The following is a 16,789-nucleotide window of genomic DNA, read 5'->3' as shown; positions in this document are numbered from 1 at the left end:
GGCGCGTAGCTAAAGGATAAGAGAATGTTTGATTTGACAGGTAAGAACGCACTGATCACCGGTGCCTCGGGCGGGATCGGTGGTGAGATCGCGCGCTCTCTGCACGCTGCCGGCGCTACGGTGGCGCTGTCCGGCACACGGGTTGAACCGCTTGAGGCGCTGGCCGCTGAGTTGGGCGACCGCGCCCACGTGCTGCCCTGTAACCTGAGCGACCCTGAGGCTGTGGCCGCTCTGCCCAAGCAGGCGGCGGATGCGATGGGGTCGGTCGATATTCTGGTCAACAATGCGGGTATCACCCGCGACAACCTGTTCATGCGCATGTCGGATGACGAATGGCAGAGCGTAATCGACGTCAACATGACCTCGACCGCGAAACTTTGCAAAGGCGTGCTGCGCGGCATGATGAAGGCGCGTTGGGGCCGGATCATCAACATCTCTTCCGTGGTGGGCGCGACGGGCAACCCCGGTCAGGCGAACTATGCTGCGTCTAAGGCCGGTATGGTCGGGATGACCAAGTCGCTGGCCTATGAGGTTGCAAGTCGCGGAATCACGGCCAATGCGGTGGCTCCGGGCTTTATCACTACGGCGATGACCGACAAGCTGACCGACGATCAGAAGGCGGGCATTCTGGGTCAGGTCCCGGCCGGACGTATGGGGGATGCATCGGAAATTGCTGCGGCAGTTCTGTACCTTGCCAGCCCCGAGGCCGGATATGTGACCGGAACCACCTTGCATGTAAACGGCGGTATGGCCATGTTGTGACCACCTGTCGGGACAGGCGCGAAAGCGTTTGCCTTGGGCGTTGTCTGTGCTATAGGCGGCGCATCAATTCGGGGGTCGGCCATAGGGTCGGCCTTCTAGTTTCCCGGCAATCGGGAACCCAAACCGCCCAGACGGGCACATCAAGGCCAGCCTGAGCGGGCAAGGGCAGAACCGGGCACTATGCCCTGAAATGGAATGAGGAATAGACATGAGCGACGTCGCAGATCGCGTTAAGAAGATCGTTGTTGAGCACCTGGGTGTTGAAGAAGACAAAGTAGCGGAAAACGCTTCCTTCATCGACGATCTGGGCGCAGACAGCCTGGACACCGTTGAGCTGGTTATGGCCTTCGAAGAAGAGTTCGGCATCGAGATCCCTGATGACGCAGCCGAGACCATCCAGACCTTTGGCGACGCCGTCAAATTCATCTCTGAAGCGTCCTAAGACCTTCGAAATCTTATGAAAGCGGCGCTTCCGGGCAACGGAGGCGCCGTTTTTTGTTGCCTGACGCGTATTCAGGCTTGTCAGATGTCCATTTCGCACGCACGCTTTCAGCTGAGGCAAAAATTTCAGAGCGGGCAGGGCATGATACGATCCACCCCGATGATAAACACGGCACGCTTGACGCTTTGCGCCATGCGGCCTGAGGATTTCAACCGGTTCGCCGAGATCTGGCGTAACCCGTGTGTCGTGCGGCATATTGGCGGCAAACCGCGATCGCGTGGCGAAGCGTGGGATTCGTTTTTGCGCAATGCTGGGCATTGGCAGATGGCCGGGTTTGGTCAGTGGGCGGTGATTCAGCAATCGAATCGGCAGATGATTGGGCAGGCCGGCTTTTTCTATGGCAACCGTGCGTTGGGCGAGGATTTCGACAGTTTTCCCGAGGCAGGTTGGGTTCTGGCCCCCGAGGCGCAGGGACAGGGCATGGGCCTTGAGGCCGCTCAGGCCGCGCATGAATGGTTTGACCGCATCATGCCGGGGCCATTGGTTGCAATGATAAATTCCGAAAATGAGACTTCGCAAAGATTGGCGGAAAAACTGGGATATGAGCCTCTGCGCGACTGCGATTATCAAGGAGCTGCGGTCAAATTGATGCGTCGAACAGGTCCACCCACACGTCACTGATCTCCGTGCTGCGATGCCGCAAAATGCCCGTGGTTTGCCGAAACTGGTTGCCGCACGGGTAATTTCTTCGGCTATGATATTGGGGTATAGCACAAGGATTGAGCGGAGGATCAGGCTCATGAGGATTTACCCCACGATGGAATTGCAGAACGGCCGGTGTGTCACACTGGACAAGGGCCGCCTGGACGAAGCTATGATCTGGCACGTGAACCCTGCCGAAACAGCCCGTAGCTGGGCTGCCGCAGGGGCGGAATGGATGCACCTGACGGACTTCGACGCCATCGAAGGGCGTGATACTAATGCGGAACTGGTCGAAGAGATCATCCGCTCGGCCGAGATCCCGGTGCAGTTGGCGGGCGGCATGCGCACCCGTGAGCAGGTCGAACATTGGATCGACAAGGGCGCGGGTCGGATCGTCATCGGTACATTGGCCGCCTGGGATCCTAATCTGGTTAAAGAGCTGGCAAAGCTGTATCCGGACCAGATCGTTCTGGCGGTCGATATCTGGCAAGGTCACGTGATGACCGAAGGTTGGCGCAGTCAAAGCGCATTTACCGCCGAAGCTTATATCGAAGCCTTCGCCGATACTCCGTTTGCCGCAATTCTGGTGACAGATATCGACAGCGACATGGAAGATGTCGAGGCGCAGTTGGGTTTGATCTCGGGGGTTGCCGAGAAATCGCGCACGCCTGTCATCGCCAGCGGTGTTGTACGCACGGCCGACGATATCTCGCGCCTGGCCTATATCCCCAATATTTCGGGAGCGATTGTCGGGCGGGCGTTGTTCCGCAAGACGCTGGAGCTGTCGGATGCACTGGCTGTGGCCTCGACCGCACATGAGCCGGTGGCCGAATTCCAGTAAAATCGGTTCCATCATGAATTTGCCGCCCTCTCAAACGACCTGAGGGGGCGGTTTTTGTTTTTCGGTGTCTGTGCAACGCACATGATGATAACTGGTTCTGGGCTGAATGCGCCCTTGCTCTTGCCCCCGGCCCCTACGCCGGGGTATGAGCGTTTCTTAAACACGAAGCAGGCAAGAGGCATTTCATGCGCAGAGTCGTTGTAACCGGTCTGGGATTGGTCACTCCGTTGGCCAGCGGGGTCGAGGAAACCTGGTCGCGGCTGTTGGACGGAGAATCCGGTGCGGGCCCGATCACTCAGTTTGATGCCGAAGGCAGTGGGGTCACGACGACCTATGCCTGCGAGGTTCCACGCGGTGATGGCACGAACGGAACGTTCAACCCCGACGATTGGATGTCGCCGAAAGAACAGCGCAAGATTGAGGACTTTATCCTGTACTCGATTGCGGCTGCCGATATGGCCTGCGAAGACGCTGGCTGGATGCCCGAAGATGAAGAAGCGCGCTTGAGCACAGGTGTTCTGATAGGCTCGGGTATTGGTGGGCTTGGGTCTATCGCGGATACCGCGAATCTGATCCGTGACAAGGGCCCGCGCCGTGTTTCGCCCTTCTTTATTCCTGGCGCTCTGATCAATCTGGCCTCGGGTCAGGTGTCGATCCGTCGTGGGTTCAAAGGGCCGAACCATTCGGTCGTGACGGCTTGTTCGACCGGTGCTCATGCAATTGGCGATGCAAGCCGTATCATTCGTGCAGGTGATGCGGATGTCATGGTTGCGGGCGGCGGCGAAGGCTGCATCTGTGAGATCGGAATTGCCGGGTTCAACGCGTGCAAGGCATTGTCGACCAAATATGCCGATGATCCCAAGAAAGCCAGCCGCCCTTATGACATCGACCGCGACGGCTTCGTCATGGGCGAAGGTGCGGGCATTGTCGTGCTGGAAGAATATGAACACGCCAAGGCGCGGGGGGCGAAGATTTACGCCGAGGTGCTGGGCTATGGCATGTCCGGTGACGCCTATCACATCACCGCACCGTCCGAGGATGGTGACGGGGCCGAGCGCTCGATGAAAGCCGCGCTACGCAGCGCCGGGCTGGAGCCGAAAGATCTGGACTATATCAACGCGCATGGCACCTCGACCATGGCGGATACGATCGAACTGGGCGCGGTCGAACGCCTGCTGGGCGATCACGCGGCGAATGCGACCATGACCTCGACCAAATCGGCGACTGGCCACCTGCTGGGCGCGGCGGGCGCGATCGAGGCGATCTTCTCGATCCTGGCAATCCGCGATCAGGTTGCACCGCCTACGATCAACCTAGATAACCCGGCTGTCGAGACGCCGATTGACTTGGCCCCCAACGCCAAGCGCGAGCGTGAGATCAACGTGGCGCTGTCGAACTCGTTCGGGTTCGGTGGCACCAATGCCAGCGTGATCTTCGGAAAGGTCAGTTAAATGTGGCGGGCCCTTGCATCGAACATGCTGACCGTTTTGGTGGTTGGCTTGTTCCTGATGGGTGGTCTGATCTTGTGGGGGCAATCCCGTTACAAAAACGCGGGCCCGCTTGAAACTGCGATCTGTCTTCAGGTCCAGCGCGGTTCGAACATGGGTGCGGTCAGCCAACAGCTGCAGGAGCAAGGCGCCATCACCAGCGCCGTGCTGTTTCGGATGGCGGCAGACTACACCGACAAGGCGCCGCAGCTTAAGGCTGGCAGCTTTCTGGTGCGCGAAGGCGCGTCGATGGAACAGATCATAGATGAGATCACCAGCAGCGGTGCCAGCACCTGCGGGTCGGAGATCGAATATCGCATCGGCGTCACCCGAATTCAGACCCGCGTGCGCGAGCTGAACCCGGCGACGCTGGATTTTGATGAGATTGCGACTTTTGATGTGACCTCGGACGAGGTGCCTGCCGCCTATGTCGAGAAACGCGAAGATGCGGATACGCGCTATCGTGTTTCGGTGGCCGAGGGTGTGACCTCGTGGCAGGTGGTCGAAGGGCTAAAGCAGATCGACGCGTTGACGGGCGAGGTGGCTGAGATACCCGCCGAGGGGATGTTGGCGCCTGACAGCTACGACATCGCGCGCGGAGCCGACCGGACGGCCGTGCTGAGGGGGATGCAGGACAAGCAGCAACTTCGGATCAACGCGATCTGGGAAAGCCGTCAGGATGATCTGCCGATCTCGAACCCCGAAGAGATGTTGATCCTGGCTTCGATCATCGAAAAGGAAACCGGCGTCCCGCATGAGCGTGGGCAAGTGGCCAGCGTCTTCGTGAACCGGTTGGAGCGGGGTATGAAACTGCAAACGGACCCGACGGTTATCTATGGCGTGACCGAGGGCAAGGGCACGCTGGGGCGTGGCTTGCGCCGCAGTGAACTGCGCCGCGCAACACCTTGGAATACCTATGTGATTGACGGTCTGCCACCGACCCCGATTGCCAATCCGGGGCTGGCCAGTCTTGAGGCCGCCGTGGCACCGGAGGAGACAAACTTTGTGTTCTTCGTCGCGGATGGAACTGGTGGGCACGCTTTTGCCGAAACGCTGGACGAGCACAATCGAAACGTCGCCAAGTGGCGCGAGATTGAGGCCGAGAGAAACAGTTCGGGCAACTAAGAAAAAAAGGGCCGCGTCGAAATCGCGGCCCTTTCTTTTTTACGCAGCGGGGCGTCTGCGCGGACGCCGCCGTTTAGACGCTGAAGGCTTGGAGGATGTGTTGCCCCCCTGTGGCCTACGCGCCCGAAAACCGCCCTGTTTGCGCGGCTTTTTGGGCTCGGCGAATTCGGGCATGGTGCCGCTGGCGACCGGAATGTCGATCTTCATCAGCTTCTGGATCTGCTTCAACTGGTCCAACTCGTCCGGGGCACAGAAGGCGATGCCTTCGCCCTCGCGCCCTGCGCGGGCTGTACGACCAATGCGGTGGACATAGTTATCGGGCACCTCGGGCAGGTCATAGTTGATCACATAGGCTACGCCGGGGATATCGATGCCCCGCGCGGCAACGTCTGTCGCGACGAGGATGTTGATCTCGCCAGCGCGGAACGCATTGATGGCGCGATCCCGCTGACCTTGGCTTTTGTTTCCGTGGATCGAGGCTGCATTGAAGCCATCCCGAACGAGGTCCTTCATCAACCGCTCGGCCCCGTGTTTGGTGCGGGAGAAGACCAGCGTCAGAGCGTCCAAGTCGGCCGAGAGGATTTCACGCAACTTGCGGGGCTTGTCCGCGCGGGACAGGAAGTGCACGGACTGAGTGATCTTGTCCGCCGCCTTGCCAGGAGGCGACACCTGTATGCGCTGCGGGTTGGTGAGGTAGGACTGGCTCAGCTCTTCCATCTGTTTCGGCATGGTGGCCGAGAACAGCATCGTCTGGCGCGGCGTGCCCAAGGCGGGTGCAATTTTACGCAGGGCATGGATAAAGCCCATGTCCAGCATCTGGTCGGCCTCGTCCAGCACCAGATGGCGCACTGAACCAAGATCGACGGCTCCACGCTCCATCAGGTCGATCAGTCGTCCCGGGGTGGCGACCAGAATATCGGTGCCGCGCGATAGGAACGAAATCTGCTTACCGATGGATTGGCCACCGACAACGGTGGCGACGCGTAGTTTTGTCTTTTGCGTGAGGGTACGCAGGCTGTCCGCGATTTGGTTCACCAGTTCGCGCGTCGGGGCAAGGATCAGCGCCTTGACTGTCTTGGGTGCAGGTTTGGCCGGTTGCGCCAGAAGGTGATCAATCAGCGGCAGACCAAAGGCCAGCGTTTTACCAGTGCCGGTCTGGGCCAGCCCAAGAATGTCATGACCATTCAGCGCCATTGGGATGGCCTGGTTTTGGATCGGTGTGGGTTGAGTAAAGTTTGCCCGTTTCAGGGCGTCATTCAAAGCCGGGGCAAGGCCCAGCATGTCGAAGTCGAACACGTAATAATCCTTTGATATCCGCAACTTTGCGCGCGGATGCGTGTGACCGCGCAAAAGCGCGGCAGGCAGGGTTTAGCGAGACCTCGGGACGCACAGGCGTATCCTGCGCCATCCGGCCATCGCATCAAGAACCCTGCGTGAAGGGGAACCAGGAGAGATATGGTGCGCCGTGGGGGCAAAGGCCCGGATGCTCACGCGGCGGCGCTGATGGACGGCACATGAGCGTTGGCGCGGGCATTGTCAAGTATTTGTCTGATGGACTGGCGGTCGGAGTTCTAAATTCTGCTGGCGTTCTCAATCAGTTTGAGCCATCGATTTCCGAGTGGCGGTTCAGCGCGTCGTAACATTGCGAGGCGAAGTTTGGGGTTGGGAATGACGGGAAGTGCACAGCAGGGCCATAGCCTCAAGCTCGCCAGTGGTGCCCTGGTTCTTGGCGGTATGATGTGGGGACTGTACTGGATCCCTGTCCGCTACTTCGTGGATCAGGGGCTGGAAGGGGCTTGGCCGGGGATCGTGATGTATTCGGCAGCGCTGCTTTTCCTTTTGCCGCTTTTGTGGCGCGACCGGCATGGTTTGGCACGGCGCTGGCAGGATTTGATGTTCAGCGGCATGTTCACGGGTGCGGCCTTTGGTCTGTTCACGATCAGTCTGGTCTATACGGATGTCGTTCGAGCCATCCTGCTGTTTTACCTGACGCCGGTTTGGGGCACGATCTTAGGCCGGGTTTTTCTAGGCGAGCATCTGACCAGAACTCGCGTTTTGGGGTTGATATGTGGCTTAGGCGGCATGGCGATCGTCCTTGGCAGCGGTCAGGGGATCCCTTGGCCCAGCAATGTCGGAGATTGGGCGGCGCTGGTATCCGGCATGGCTTGGGCGGTGGGCACGCTGGGTTTGTATCGCTCCTCGGGCATTTCGGTTCCGGGGCAGGTTTTTGCGTTTATTGCCGGGGCTCTGATGCTGTCGCTGATCAGCCTGGTGTTCAGCGCGGGCGGAGTGCAAGAGCAAAGCGCGATTGTCGGTGTGCTGCCCATTGCGATACTGTCGGTGCTGTACACTCTGCCAATGATCTTTCTGACGATCTGGCCCGCGACCTTACTGACACCGGCTCGGGTGGGGTTGTTATTGATGAGCGAGGTTGTGGTCGGCCTGATTTCGGCTGCTGTATTTTCGGGCGAGCCCTTTGGACTGCGCGAGGCCACGGGGGCAGTGCTGATTGTGAGTGCCGCTGTGCTGGAGATCGCTCGGGGTTGAGCGAGTTTACCGCTGGATAGACAGATCAAACGCCAACAGTCTTAACAGGCAGTGCGGTTCCTGTTGCATGGGTGTTGCGCAACATATTGACTTTGCGTGCTTTTTGTCGTATTGATTGTGTCATGCTAGAAGAAATGAGCAACGGCCGCGGGGCAACCCGGCGGTCGTTTTTTCGTTTCTCTCGTGCGGAGAAAACTCACGCATGAGGTCACAGGCACACATGACTTTAATTACCCCGGAAGAGCGGATGTCCCAGACGGCGGAACTGTTGCAGTCGCTGGAAACATCTATTCGCGGTTTGCGCCAAGCAGCAGAAGAACTGCGCAGGCAAATCGGAACCGGGGAGGATGCAGATCTTGCCGGAACGGCAAAACAACTGGGTCAGTTAGAGGGGCTGATCCGAAGTTGTCAGAAAGTGGAGACAAGCTTTGTCGAACAACATCACAGACAAGCCGGAATTGCCCAAGGGGGATACGCGCTCGACCTTGAGCGCGCTCGATTTGAAATCGGGTGCAGGCTGGCTCGCCTCCGCCGATGCTGCGGTGAGGGACAGGTTTCTGAGTGAGATCGGGGAGGGGGGGCTGTGTGCCCTCCCTTTCCTGTTTGAATTTTGGGCGCTGCCGCATCAACTACCGCCCGAGGGTGACTGGCGGTCCTGGGTGATCATGGGCGGGCGCGGGGCTGGCAAGACGCGGGCGGGGTCAGAATGGGTGCGGTCGATGGTCGAAGGGTCCAAGCCGCTGGACAAGGGCGAGGCCAGCCGGGTGGCGCTGGTTGGGGAGACCTTTGATCAGGTGCGCGATGTGATGATCTTTGGCGATAGCGGCATATTGCAATGCTCGCCCCCGGATCGTCGGCCGGTGTGGAAAGCGTCGGAGCGCAAGCTGATCTGGCCAAACGGGGCCGAGGCGCAGGCGTTTTCGGCGCATGATCCCGAGGGGTTGCGCGGACCGCAGTTCGATGCGGCCTGGGTGGATGAGCTGGCCAAGTGGAAGAAGGCGGGCGAGACCTGGGATATGTTGCAGTTTGCGCTGCGGTTGGGGGATCGGCCTCGGGTCTGCGTGACCACCACACCGCGTAATGTGAAGGTTTTGAAGGATTTATTGGCGTCGCCCTCCACCGTGCAGACCCATGCACCGACCGAGGCGAACCGGGCCAATCTGGCGGATTCGTTTCTGGACGAGGTGCGCGCGCGCTATGCGGGGACGCGGCTGGGGCGGCAGGAGTTGGACGGGGTGCTGCTGTCGGATGCTGAGGGCGCGCTGTGGACCGGCTCGATGCTGGAGGCGGCGCGGTGCGCGCGGGTGCCTGCGTTGGATCGCATCGTCGTGGCGCTGGACCCGGCGGTGACGGCGGGGGCGGACGCGGATGCTTGCGGGATTGTGGTCGTGGGGGCTCAGCTACAGGGCGCGCCCGAGGACTGGCGGGCCTATGTGCTGGCCGACCGGACGGTGCAGGGCGTTGGCCCGGCGGGCTGGGCGCACGCGGCGATTGACGCGATGGATGAATTCGGGGCCGAGCGGCTGGTGGCCGAGGTCAATCAGGGCGGGCAACTGGTGGAAGAGGTCGTGCGGCAGGTGGACCCTCTGGTCCCTTTCCGTGCGGTGCGGGCGTCGCGCGGTAAGGTTGCGCGGGCCGAGCCTGTGGCGGCTCTGTATGAACAAGGACGGGTAAGCCATGTGGCCGGGCTGGACGCGCTGGAGGAGCAGATGTGCCAGATGACGGCGCGCGGGTTCGAGGGGCAGGGCTCGCCTGACCGAGTGGATGCGATGGTCTGGGCGCTGCATGAACTGGTTGTGGGGCCTGCGGGGGTGTTTAGAAGGCCGAGGGTGCGGAGTTTGTGAGCGTTTCTAAGGGTGTCGGAACGCGATCTTTTTATCTGCTGCGGAATAGGAGAGCCATACGGCCGCCGGAGCGTTCTCTTCGGTCAGTACGACGTTCTTTTTCAGCACCTTACCAAGCCCTATGATGAATTCGGAGATTTCGTTCAGGCCTTGCTGTGAGACAATGTGTTTGGGGTCATCATCTAGTTCCAATTCAGACTCGGTAAAGAAATGGCAATGGATTGTAGTACATCCGGTCTCAATTTTCATAAGTACCAATTGTTCTCTGTTTGAGTCGAATATGGATGATATATGTTTGGGCAGTTTCCGTTGTTCACCATCGCAATAGAAAGATGAGTCGAGCTTCGCAGCGAAATCAGTAAATTTCTGCCAATCTGCTTCGGTTGTACCGAGCACATATATGTCCCGCAGTGTACCGTCTGCGGCAAAAGCAACGCTGCATTCCGCCCAATCCAGATGACATTTCATAGTTTCAAGTCTGATTCATAGTAAGAGATTTGCTTTGTACTCAAACCAGCGTCCTAACCAAATTGCAGTTTGTATTAGGAAGATGAATATCCCAATGAATGGTTGTGATCTTGGGGGCTCTTTATCAACTTGCCGCTAAAATTCTTGTTTTTTGTTAGGTCTAATATGCCCGTTGCCCAACCCCCGTACGCTCCATTCCCAAGCCCTAAACTTCTTTCCGTCATAACTCCTTTCAACAAGCCGGGCAGAGCGGCGGCAGAAAGGAGCACAGATGGTATTCGATTTCTTGCGTCGTGGATCGGCGGGCGAAGCGCCCGATGCGAAGGCCAGCGCGGCGGGCCCCGTGGTGGCGTGGCAGACGGGCGGGCGCGTGGCGTGGAGCCCTCGGGACGCGGTGTCGCTGACGCGGACGGGGTTTTCGGGCAACCCGGTGGGGTTTCGCTCGGTCAAGCTGATTGCCGAGGCGGCGGCGGCGTTGCCTTTGGTGTTGCAGGATCAGGCGCAGCGGTTTGATACTCATCCCATCCTGTCGTTGATGCGTCGTCCAAATGCGGCGCAGGGGCGGGCGGAGTTGATGGAGGCTTTGTTCGGGCAGTTGCTGTTGTCGGGCAATGCCTATGTCGAGGCGGTTCAGGCCGAAGAAGGCTTGCCGGTTGAGCTACACGTCCTGCGATCCGACCGGATGAGCGTGGTGCCGGGCGCAGATGGCTGGCCCAAGGCTTATGATTATACAGCGGGTGGCAAGACGCACCGGTTTCCGGCGGATGCGATCTGTCACATCAAGTCCTTCCACCCTCAGGACGACCACTATGGGTTCTCGCCCATGCAGGCGGCGGCGATGGCGATTGACGTGCATAACAGTGCGTCGCGGTGGTCGAAATCGTTGCTGGATAACGCGGCGCGGCCTTCGGGGGCGCTGGTTTGGAAGGGTGATGGCCATGGGGTGATGGCCGAGGATCAGTTCCGTCGTCTCTCGGATGAGATCGAACAGAACTATCGCGGGGCGCGCAATGCAGGTCGTCCGATGGTTCTGGAAGGGGGGCTGGATTGGAAGCCGATGGGCTTTTCGCCGTCCGATATGGAGTTTCAAAAGACCAAGGAAGCCGCCGCCCGCGAGATCGCGCTGGCCTTCGGTGTCCCGCCGATGTTGCTGGGGATACAAGGGGACGCGACCTATTCGAACTATCAAGAGGCCAATCGGGCGTTTTACCGCCTGACCGTGCTGCCTCTGGTGACGCGGGTGGCGGCGGCGGTGTCGGAGTGGCTGGTGGGGTACACCGGCGAGGATCTGGTGCTGAAGCCCGATCTGGATCAGGTGCCTGCGCTGTCGGCGGAACGCGATGCGCAATGGGCGCGGGTCAATGGCGCCGACTTCCTGTCCGACGCTGAAAAGCGCGCCTTGCTGGGGCTGCCGGAGCGCGCGGATGGCTGAGGGGTATCCCCCGTTCGATTGCGCGCCGGGCCTGCGTCTGGCCGCGCATGAGAGGGTGGCCGAGATCCAGCACGACCACTTGTGCCGCAGGCTGGATCAGATCGAAGAAATGATGGAACGGCTGGAGAAACGGTTGTGGCTGACGGTCTATGGCGTCGCGGCAGTGATCCTGGCGCAGGTGTTTCAGTCATTCCTTGCGGCGACGCCGTGAAATCAGAGGCTTACGAGGAGGTGTTCATGGATTTGGAACACAAATTCGCGCGGTTCGGAGACGGGCTTTCGGTAACGGACGATGCTGTGATCGAGGGCTATGCCAGCCTGTTTGGTCAGGTAGATCAGGGCAGCGACGTGGTGCAACGCGGGGCGTATCGAGCCTCGCTTGACGGTCTGGCGAAAGCGGGGCAGCGGGTCAAGATGCTGTGGCAGCACGATCCGGCGCAACCCATCGGCGTCTGGGAAGAGGTGCGCGAGGATGACCGGGGCCTTTGGGTCAAAGGGCGTCTGCTGGAGGCAACGCAAAAGGGCCGTGAGGCAGCCGAACTGATCCGCGCGGGTGCGATGGATGGTCTGTCGATTGGCTATCGCACCAAGCGGGCCGTGAAGAATGACAAGGGCCAGCGGGTCCTGACCGAACTGGAGCTGTGGGAAGTGTCCTTGGTGACGTTCCCGATGCTGCCCAGTGCGCGGGTGGCAGCGAAGGGCGTTGAGCCTGACGTTGAAAACACCTGGCGCAGTATTGCCGAGGTGTTCAACACCGCCCGGCAGGAGCTGGCGCGGACCTAGCGCGCCTCAACCCCCACCCAAGAAATGGAAGTGCTGATGAGCAAGACCGAAACCCCGGCCTTGACCGGAGAGGGTGCGCCCCTGGTTCAGGAGGTGAAGCAGGCGATGACTGGCTTCGTGAATGAATTCAAGGGCCTCAAGGCTGAAGTGAAAACCCAACTGCAACAGACAGAAGAGCGACTGACCATGCTGGATCGTAAATCAACCATCGCGGCGCGTCCGCACCTTGCGGCCTCGATCGAGGACGGCGCACCGCACCAGAAGGCCTTTGACGCCTATGTGCGTTCGGGCGAGGATGACGGCCTGCGCGGGCTTGATATGGAATCGAAATCCCTGTCCAGCGCCGTGAACAGCGATGGTGGCTATCTGGTTGATCCGCAGACCGCTGAAATAATCAAGTCGGTGCTGAAATCCACCGCCTCGATCCGCTCGATCGCGTCTGTGGTGAATGTCGAGGCGAACTCGTTCGATGTGCTGATCGACCATACCGATGTGGGCGCGGGCTGGGCCGATGAGAACACCGCTGCGAGTGAGACCGCGACCCCGTCGATTGACCGTATCTCGATCTCGCTGCACGAGCTGAGCGCGCTGCCCAAAGCCTCGCAGCGTTTGCTGGATGACAGCGCCTTTGACGTCGAAGGCTGGCTGGCAGGCCGCATTGCAGACAAGTTCGCCCGCGCCGAAGCCTCGGCCTTTATCAACGGTGATGGGGCAGACAAGCCCAAAGGTATCCTGAGCCACACCAAGGTCGACAATGACGTTTGGGACTGGGGCAACATTGGCTACGTGCCCACCGGCATCGACGGCGGTGTTGATGCGGATGCGATTGTCGATGTGGTCTATGCGCTGGGCGCGCAGTACCGCGTGAACGGCACATTCGTGATGAACTCGAAAACCGCGGGTCTGATCCGCAAGCTGAAGGACAGCGATGGCCGCTTCCTGTGGTCGGACGGTCTGGCGGCGGGTGAGCCTGCGCGCCTGATGGGTTATCCGGTGCTGATCGCCGAGGACATGCCGGATGCGGGCACCGACAGTTTCTCGATCGCGTTTGGTGATTTTCAGGCGGGTTACACCATTGCCGAGCGTCCCGACCTGCGCGTGTTGCGCGACCCGTTCAGCGCCAAACCGCATGTCCTGTTCTACGCGACCAAGCGCGTCGGCGGCGACGTGAGCGACTTTGCCGCGATCAAGCTGGTGAAATTCGGCACCGCCTAAAGCGGGCTGAATCCTCGGGGGGCCATTGGCCCCCCGGGGCGGCGGGCGCGTGCCGGGGTGAGATCCCTTGCGTTGTCTAGCTGCTCCCCTCCGTCCGAGCAACGTGGGGCGGCGCGTGCCCGTCAATTCCTGAAGTTACGGCCCCGGAGGGGTCCGAGATTGCGGAGTGAATGGATGATGTTGATCGAAGAAACCGCCATCGCGGATGCGGCGCTGCCGGTGGACCAGTTCAAGGCTCATCTGCGGCTGGGAACGGGTTTCGCCGAAGACAGTGTGCAGGACGATGTTCTGAAAGGATTTTTGCGGGCAGCGATTGCAGCGATTGAGGCGCGCACCGGCAAGGTGCTGATCGCGCGCGCGTTTTCGTGGGATTTGAACGGCTGGCGTGATGCGGCGGGTGAGGTGTTGCCGGTGGCCCCGGTCACGGCGATCAGCGCGGTGACTGTGACCGACGCAACCGGCACTGACACGGTGGTGGACAGTGGCCGGTATCGTCTGGCCCAAGACAGCCAACGCCCGCGTCTGCGTCCTGCCGGAGCAAGCCTGCCGACCATTCCCACGGGTGGGTCGGTCAAGATTGCATTTACCGCCGGGATGGCTGCGGATTGGGGGGCTCTGCCCGCTGATCTGGGGCAGGCGGTGCTGCTGCTGGCGGCGCATTACTATGAATACCGCGATGAGACGGCGCTGGGCGCGGGCTGTATGCCCTTTGGCGTCACCAGCCTGATCCAACGCTACCGGATTGTGCGCTTTGGTGCCGGGGTGGCGCAATGAAGACGCCCCGATTGAACAGAAAGCTGGTGCTTGAAGCTGCGGTGCGCAGCGCGGATGGGGCCGGTGGCTATACCGAGTCCTGGGCGGCGGTTGGAACGGTTTGGGCCGAGATCACCGCGCGCAGCGGGTCCGAGCGGTCTGTTGCGGGCGTTCCGATCTCGCGCGTTGGCTATCGCATCGTGGTGCGCGGCGCGCCCGAGGGGTCGTCCATGCGCCCAAGCCCGGATCAGCGGTTCTCTGAGGGCCCGCGCCGGTTCGTGATCCGCGCGGTGGCCGAGCGCGACCCGCGTGGCCAGTACCTGACCTGTTTTGCAGACGAAGAGGTGGCGGCATGAGTTACGGCGTTTCAGCCGCGTTGCAGGCGGCGGTGTTTCAACAGCTGACGGGCGACGCACAGGTCAGCACGCTGTCGGGCGGCGCGATCTATGACGCGGTTCCGGCAGGGGCGGTGCCCCAAACCTATGTGACGCTGGGCCCGGAAGAGGTGCGCGATGCCTCAGACCGGTCGGGCACGGGGGCCGTGCATCGGTTCACTGTATCGGTGGTGTCCGAGGCCGCAGGCTTTGGAACGGCCAAGACGTTGGCGGGCGCGGTGTGTGATGCGCTGGAAGGTGCGGCTCTGAGCTTGGACCGGGGCCGCCTTGTGGGTCTGTGGTTCGAACGTGCCAGCGCCCGGCGCACGGGAACGGGCGGCGCGATCCGTCAAATCGACCTGAGATTCCGCGCCCGCGTGGAAGACGACTAAGCAATCAACGGAGAGAGCATATGGCTGCCCAGAACGGAAAAGACCTGTTGGTCAAAGTGGATATGAACGGCTCGGGCCTGTTCGAGACCATCGCGGGCCTGCGCGCCACGCGGGTCAGTTTCAACGCGGAAAGTGTGGATATCACCAGCCTTGAAAGCCAGGGCGGATGGCGCGAGCTGCTGTCGGGGGCGGGGGTCAAATCGGCCTCGATCTCGGGCTCGGGCGTGTTCAAGGACGCAGGCACAGATGAGCGCGCGCGTCAGTTGTTCTTTGATGGTGAGACGCCGAGTTTTCAGGTGATCATCCCTGATTTCGGCATTGTCGAAGGCGCGTTTCAGGTGACGGGCATCGAATATTCGGGCTCGCATAATGGTGAGGCCACCTATGAGATGAGCCTGGCCAGCGCGGGTGCCCTGACCTTTACGGCGCTGTAAGCCGATGGCCAATCCGTGGACGGGTGAGGTGGCATTGACCATCGATGGGCAGCGACGGGTGCTCAAGCTGACGCTGGGTGCTTTGGCGGAACTGGAACAGGCACTGGGCACCGGGACTCTGGTGGAACTGGTACAGCGGTTCGAAGGCGGGGCCTATTCCAGCGGTGATGTACTGGCGCTGATCGTGGCGGGGCTGCGGGGCGGTGGGGCGGATGTATCGCGTGCCGACATGCTGCGGGCTGAGATCGAAGGCGGCCCCATGGCAGGGGCCCGCGCTGCGGCCGAGCTTTTGGCCCGCGCCTTCATGGTGCCGGATCGTTGAGCGGGTTCGACTGGCCCGCCCTAATGCGGGCCGGGATGACCGGCTTGCGTCTGACGCCGGATCAGTTCTGGCGTCTGACCCCGGCTGAGCTGCGACTGATGCTAGGACAGGGCGCAGGCGTGCCCGCGATGAACAGGGCGGGGCTGGACGCGTTGCTGGCAGCCTACCCGGACAAGGAACAAGGAGAGCGTGATGACGACGGATCGTGACGGGTTGGACGACCTTCAGGAGCGGGGTGAGGCGTTGGGCGACGCGCTAGGCGATGCCGCTTCCATGGCGGCAGCATTTGACAGCCAGATGAAGCGGATCAGCGCAGCCTTCGAGGAAACTGGCAAGGACGTCGCCGCGCTGGAGCGCGGCATGTCTGGCGGGTTGCGGAGGGCCTTTGATGGCGTGCTGCTGGATGGGATGAACCTGTCGGACGCGCTGGGTGTCCTGAAGAACTCTATGATTCAGGCAGCTTACGCGGCGGCGATCAAACCGGTAACGGATCATTTCGGTGGCCTGCTGGCAAACGGGGTCGGCAGTTTTGTCCAAGGCATCCTGCCCTTTGCAGACGGCGGCAGTTTTAGCCAGGGCCGGGTAATGCCCTTTGCCAATGGCGGGGTGATCACCGGCCCGACGACTTTCCCTATGCGCGGCGCGACCGGCCTGATGGGTGAGGCTGGCCCTGAGGCGATTATGCCTCTGGCGCGCGGACCAGATGGCAAGCTGGGCGTTCGCACATCGGGCGGAGGTGGAGCGGTGAATGTGGTGATGAACATCACCACACCTGACGTGCAGGGCTTTCGACGCAGTCAAAGCCAGATCGCCGCACAGATGAGCCGCGCCTTGGGTCGCGGCAATCGCAATAGGTAAATCACGGA

21 protein-coding genes are annotated in these 16,789 nt (G+C 60.9%); 19 read left to right on the top strand and 2 right to left on the bottom strand.

Features of this window, described 5'->3' with window-relative positions; all coding sequences use genetic code 11:
* The first annotated feature begins 24 nt into the window (after window positions 1–24).
* From fabG to mltG, 6 genes are all read left to right on the top strand, one after another.
* The gene (fabG, locus tag AC2FJ6_RS02750) at window positions 25–762 is read left to right on the top strand and encodes a 3-oxoacyl-[acyl-carrier-protein] reductase (protein ID WP_170770491.1); all 738 of its coding nucleotides are present in this window, start codon (window positions 25–27) and stop codon (window positions 760–762) included.
* A gap of 208 nt (window positions 763–970) precedes the next feature.
* Complete coding sequence (locus tag AC2FJ6_RS02745; protein WP_008756330.1) at window positions 971–1,204, top strand: acyl carrier protein; 234 nt, start codon at window positions 971–973, stop codon at window positions 1,202–1,204.
* Between the two features lie 141 nt (window positions 1,205–1,345).
* A complete protein-coding gene (locus tag AC2FJ6_RS02740; protein WP_170770493.1) occupies window positions 1,346–1,885 on the top strand; it encodes a GNAT family N-acetyltransferase in 540 nt (179 codons plus the stop codon).
* Between the two features lie 118 nt (window positions 1,886–2,003).
* Window positions 2,004–2,747 carry a 1-(5-phosphoribosyl)-5-[(5-phosphoribosylamino)methylideneamino]imidazole-4-carboxamide isomerase gene (locus AC2FJ6_RS02735; RefSeq protein ID WP_170770496.1) on the top strand — a complete coding sequence of 248 codons (744 nt, stop codon included), beginning with the start codon at window positions 2,004–2,006 and terminating at the stop codon, window positions 2,745–2,747.
* Window positions 2,748–2,932: 185 nt separating this feature from the next.
* The gene (fabF, locus tag AC2FJ6_RS02730) at window positions 2,933–4,198 is read left to right on the top strand and encodes a beta-ketoacyl-ACP synthase II (protein ID WP_170770498.1); all 1,266 of its coding nucleotides are present in this window, start codon (window positions 2,933–2,935) and stop codon (window positions 4,196–4,198) included.
* On the top strand, window positions 4,199–5,359 hold the full coding sequence (mltG, locus tag AC2FJ6_RS02725; RefSeq protein ID WP_170770500.1) for an endolytic transglycosylase MltG: 1,161 nt from the start codon (window positions 4,199–4,201) through the stop codon (window positions 5,357–5,359).
* 39 nt (window positions 5,360–5,398) lie between these two features.
* Here mltG and AC2FJ6_RS02720 read toward each other — a convergent pair whose 3' ends face one another.
* The gene (locus AC2FJ6_RS02720; protein ID WP_170770502.1) at window positions 5,399–6,655 is read right to left on the bottom strand and encodes a DEAD/DEAH box helicase; all 1,257 of its coding nucleotides are present in this window, start codon (window positions 6,653–6,655) and stop codon (window positions 5,399–5,401) included.
* 372 nt (window positions 6,656–7,027) lie between these two features.
* Here AC2FJ6_RS02720 and AC2FJ6_RS02715 point away from each other — a divergent pair, with 372 nt between their 5' ends.
* Window positions 7,028–7,906: a DMT family transporter gene (locus AC2FJ6_RS02715; RefSeq protein WP_170770504.1), complete on the top strand. Its 879-nt coding sequence runs from the start codon at window positions 7,028–7,030 to the stop codon at window positions 7,904–7,906.
* A gap of 542 nt (window positions 7,907–8,448) precedes the next feature.
* On the top strand, window positions 8,449–9,750 hold the full coding sequence (locus AC2FJ6_RS02710) for a DNA-packaging protein (protein ID WP_170770658.1): 1,302 nt from the start codon (window positions 8,449–8,451) through the stop codon (window positions 9,748–9,750).
* A gap of 6 nt (window positions 9,751–9,756) precedes the next feature.
* On the opposite strand, the gene AC2FJ6_RS02705 is transcribed toward AC2FJ6_RS02710, so the two are convergent.
* A complete protein-coding gene (locus tag AC2FJ6_RS02705) occupies window positions 9,757–10,218 on the bottom strand; it encodes a hypothetical protein (RefSeq protein WP_170770506.1) in 462 nt (153 codons plus the stop codon).
* 271 nt (window positions 10,219–10,489) lie between these two features.
* On the opposite strand from AC2FJ6_RS02705, the gene AC2FJ6_RS02700 reads away from it, so the two are divergent.
* The 11 genes from AC2FJ6_RS02700 (at window position 10,490) to AC2FJ6_RS02650 (ending at window position 16,781) form a co-directional block, all read left to right on the top strand.
* Window positions 10,490–11,650, top strand: coding sequence for a phage portal protein (locus AC2FJ6_RS02700; protein ID WP_170770508.1), 1,161 nt, complete (start codon window positions 10,490–10,492; stop codon window positions 11,648–11,650).
* Window positions 11,643–11,861, top strand: a complete 219-nt coding sequence (locus AC2FJ6_RS02695) for a GTA head formation protein, RCAP_rcc01685 family (RefSeq protein WP_170770510.1) — start codon at window positions 11,643–11,645, stop codon at window positions 11,859–11,861. Before AC2FJ6_RS02700 ends, AC2FJ6_RS02695 begins: the two co-directional genes overlap by 8 nt.
* A 26-nt stretch (window positions 11,862–11,887) precedes the next feature.
* Window positions 11,888–12,433 (top strand): HK97 family phage prohead protease, encoded by a 546-nt coding sequence (locus AC2FJ6_RS02690; RefSeq protein ID WP_170770512.1) that lies wholly within the window; start codon window positions 11,888–11,890, stop codon window positions 12,431–12,433.
* 36 nt (window positions 12,434–12,469) lie between these two features.
* Window positions 12,470–13,648, top strand: a complete 1,179-nt coding sequence (locus AC2FJ6_RS02685) for a phage major capsid protein (RefSeq protein ID WP_170770514.1) — start codon at window positions 12,470–12,472, stop codon at window positions 13,646–13,648.
* A gap of 174 nt (window positions 13,649–13,822) precedes the next feature.
* Entirely contained in the window at window positions 13,823–14,422 is a 600-nt protein-coding gene (locus AC2FJ6_RS02680; protein WP_170770516.1) for a head-tail connector protein, read from the top strand.
* Window positions 14,419–14,757, top strand: a complete 339-nt coding sequence (locus AC2FJ6_RS02675; protein WP_170770518.1) for a head-tail adaptor protein — start codon at window positions 14,419–14,421, stop codon at window positions 14,755–14,757. Before AC2FJ6_RS02680 ends, AC2FJ6_RS02675 begins: the two co-directional genes overlap by 4 nt.
* Window positions 14,754–15,167: a DUF3168 domain-containing protein gene (locus AC2FJ6_RS02670; protein ID WP_170770520.1), complete on the top strand. Its 414-nt coding sequence runs from the start codon at window positions 14,754–14,756 to the stop codon at window positions 15,165–15,167. Before AC2FJ6_RS02675 ends, AC2FJ6_RS02670 begins: the two co-directional genes overlap by 4 nt.
* A 20-nt stretch (window positions 15,168–15,187) precedes the next feature.
* Window positions 15,188–15,601, top strand: a complete 414-nt coding sequence (locus tag AC2FJ6_RS02665; RefSeq protein WP_170770522.1) for a phage major tail protein, TP901-1 family — start codon at window positions 15,188–15,190, stop codon at window positions 15,599–15,601.
* Between the two features lie 4 nt (window positions 15,602–15,605).
* Window positions 15,606–15,923: a gene transfer agent family protein gene (locus AC2FJ6_RS02660; RefSeq protein WP_170770524.1), complete on the top strand. Its 318-nt coding sequence runs from the start codon at window positions 15,606–15,608 to the stop codon at window positions 15,921–15,923.
* The gene (locus AC2FJ6_RS02655) at window positions 15,920–16,132 is read left to right on the top strand and encodes a rcc01693 family protein (protein ID WP_170770526.1); all 213 of its coding nucleotides are present in this window, start codon (window positions 15,920–15,922) and stop codon (window positions 16,130–16,132) included. Before AC2FJ6_RS02660 ends, AC2FJ6_RS02655 begins: the two co-directional genes overlap by 4 nt.
* Window positions 16,116–16,781, top strand: a complete 666-nt coding sequence (locus tag AC2FJ6_RS02650) for an RcGTA-type gene transfer agent tail tape measure protein (RefSeq protein WP_496668331.1) — start codon at window positions 16,116–16,118, stop codon at window positions 16,779–16,781. The genes AC2FJ6_RS02655 and AC2FJ6_RS02650 overlap by 17 nt, the downstream gene beginning before the upstream one ends.
* Window positions 16,782–16,789: the final 8 nt, after the last annotated feature.

It is taken from the genome of Ruegeria sp. CDSA089, assembly GCF_059612205.1.
The sequence above is the reverse complement of the archived record's forward strand: the minus strand, read 5'-3'. Positions and strand labels throughout refer to the sequence as shown.

Bases quoted from the DNA above. Each gene is read 5' to 3' on its own strand.
- fabG (WP_170770491.1), top strand. From the start codon at position 25: ATGTTTGATTTGACAGGTAAGAACGCACTGATCACCGGTGCCTCGGGC.
- AC2FJ6_RS02745 (WP_008756330.1), top strand. From the start codon at position 971: ATGAGCGACGTCGCAGATCGCGTTAAGAAGATCGTTGTTGAGCACCTG.
- AC2FJ6_RS02740 (WP_170770493.1), top strand. From the start codon at position 1,346: ATGATACGATCCACCCCGATGATAAACACGGCACGCTTGACGCTTTGC.
- AC2FJ6_RS02735 (WP_170770496.1), top strand. From the start codon at position 2,004: ATGAGGATTTACCCCACGATGGAATTGCAGAACGGCCGGTGTGTCACA.
- fabF (WP_170770498.1), top strand. From the start codon at position 2,933: ATGCGCAGAGTCGTTGTAACCGGTCTGGGATTGGTCACTCCGTTGGCC.
- mltG (WP_170770500.1), top strand. From the start codon at position 4,199: ATGTGGCGGGCCCTTGCATCGAACATGCTGACCGTTTTGGTGGTTGGC.
- AC2FJ6_RS02715 (WP_170770504.1), top strand. From the start codon at position 7,028: ATGACGGGAAGTGCACAGCAGGGCCATAGCCTCAAGCTCGCCAGTGGT.
- AC2FJ6_RS02705 (WP_170770506.1), bottom strand. From the start codon at position 10,218: ATGAAATGTCATCTGGATTGGGCGGAATGCAGCGTTGCTTTTGCCGCA.
- AC2FJ6_RS02700 (WP_170770508.1), top strand. From the start codon at position 10,490: ATGGTATTCGATTTCTTGCGTCGTGGATCGGCGGGCGAAGCGCCCGAT.
- AC2FJ6_RS02695 (WP_170770510.1), top strand. From the start codon at position 11,643: ATGGCTGAGGGGTATCCCCCGTTCGATTGCGCGCCGGGCCTGCGTCTG.
- AC2FJ6_RS02690 (WP_170770512.1), top strand. From the start codon at position 11,888: ATGGATTTGGAACACAAATTCGCGCGGTTCGGAGACGGGCTTTCGGTA.
- AC2FJ6_RS02685 (WP_170770514.1), top strand. From the start codon at position 12,470: ATGAGCAAGACCGAAACCCCGGCCTTGACCGGAGAGGGTGCGCCCCTG.
- AC2FJ6_RS02680 (WP_170770516.1), top strand. From the start codon at position 13,823: ATGATGTTGATCGAAGAAACCGCCATCGCGGATGCGGCGCTGCCGGTG.
- AC2FJ6_RS02675 (WP_170770518.1), top strand. From the start codon at position 14,419: ATGAAGACGCCCCGATTGAACAGAAAGCTGGTGCTTGAAGCTGCGGTG.
- AC2FJ6_RS02670 (WP_170770520.1), top strand. From the start codon at position 14,754: ATGAGTTACGGCGTTTCAGCCGCGTTGCAGGCGGCGGTGTTTCAACAG.
- AC2FJ6_RS02665 (WP_170770522.1), top strand. From the start codon at position 15,188: ATGGCTGCCCAGAACGGAAAAGACCTGTTGGTCAAAGTGGATATGAAC.
- AC2FJ6_RS02660 (WP_170770524.1), top strand. From the start codon at position 15,606: ATGGCCAATCCGTGGACGGGTGAGGTGGCATTGACCATCGATGGGCAG.
- AC2FJ6_RS02650 (WP_496668331.1), top strand. From the start codon at position 16,116: ATGACGACGGATCGTGACGGGTTGGACGACCTTCAGGAGCGGGGTGAG.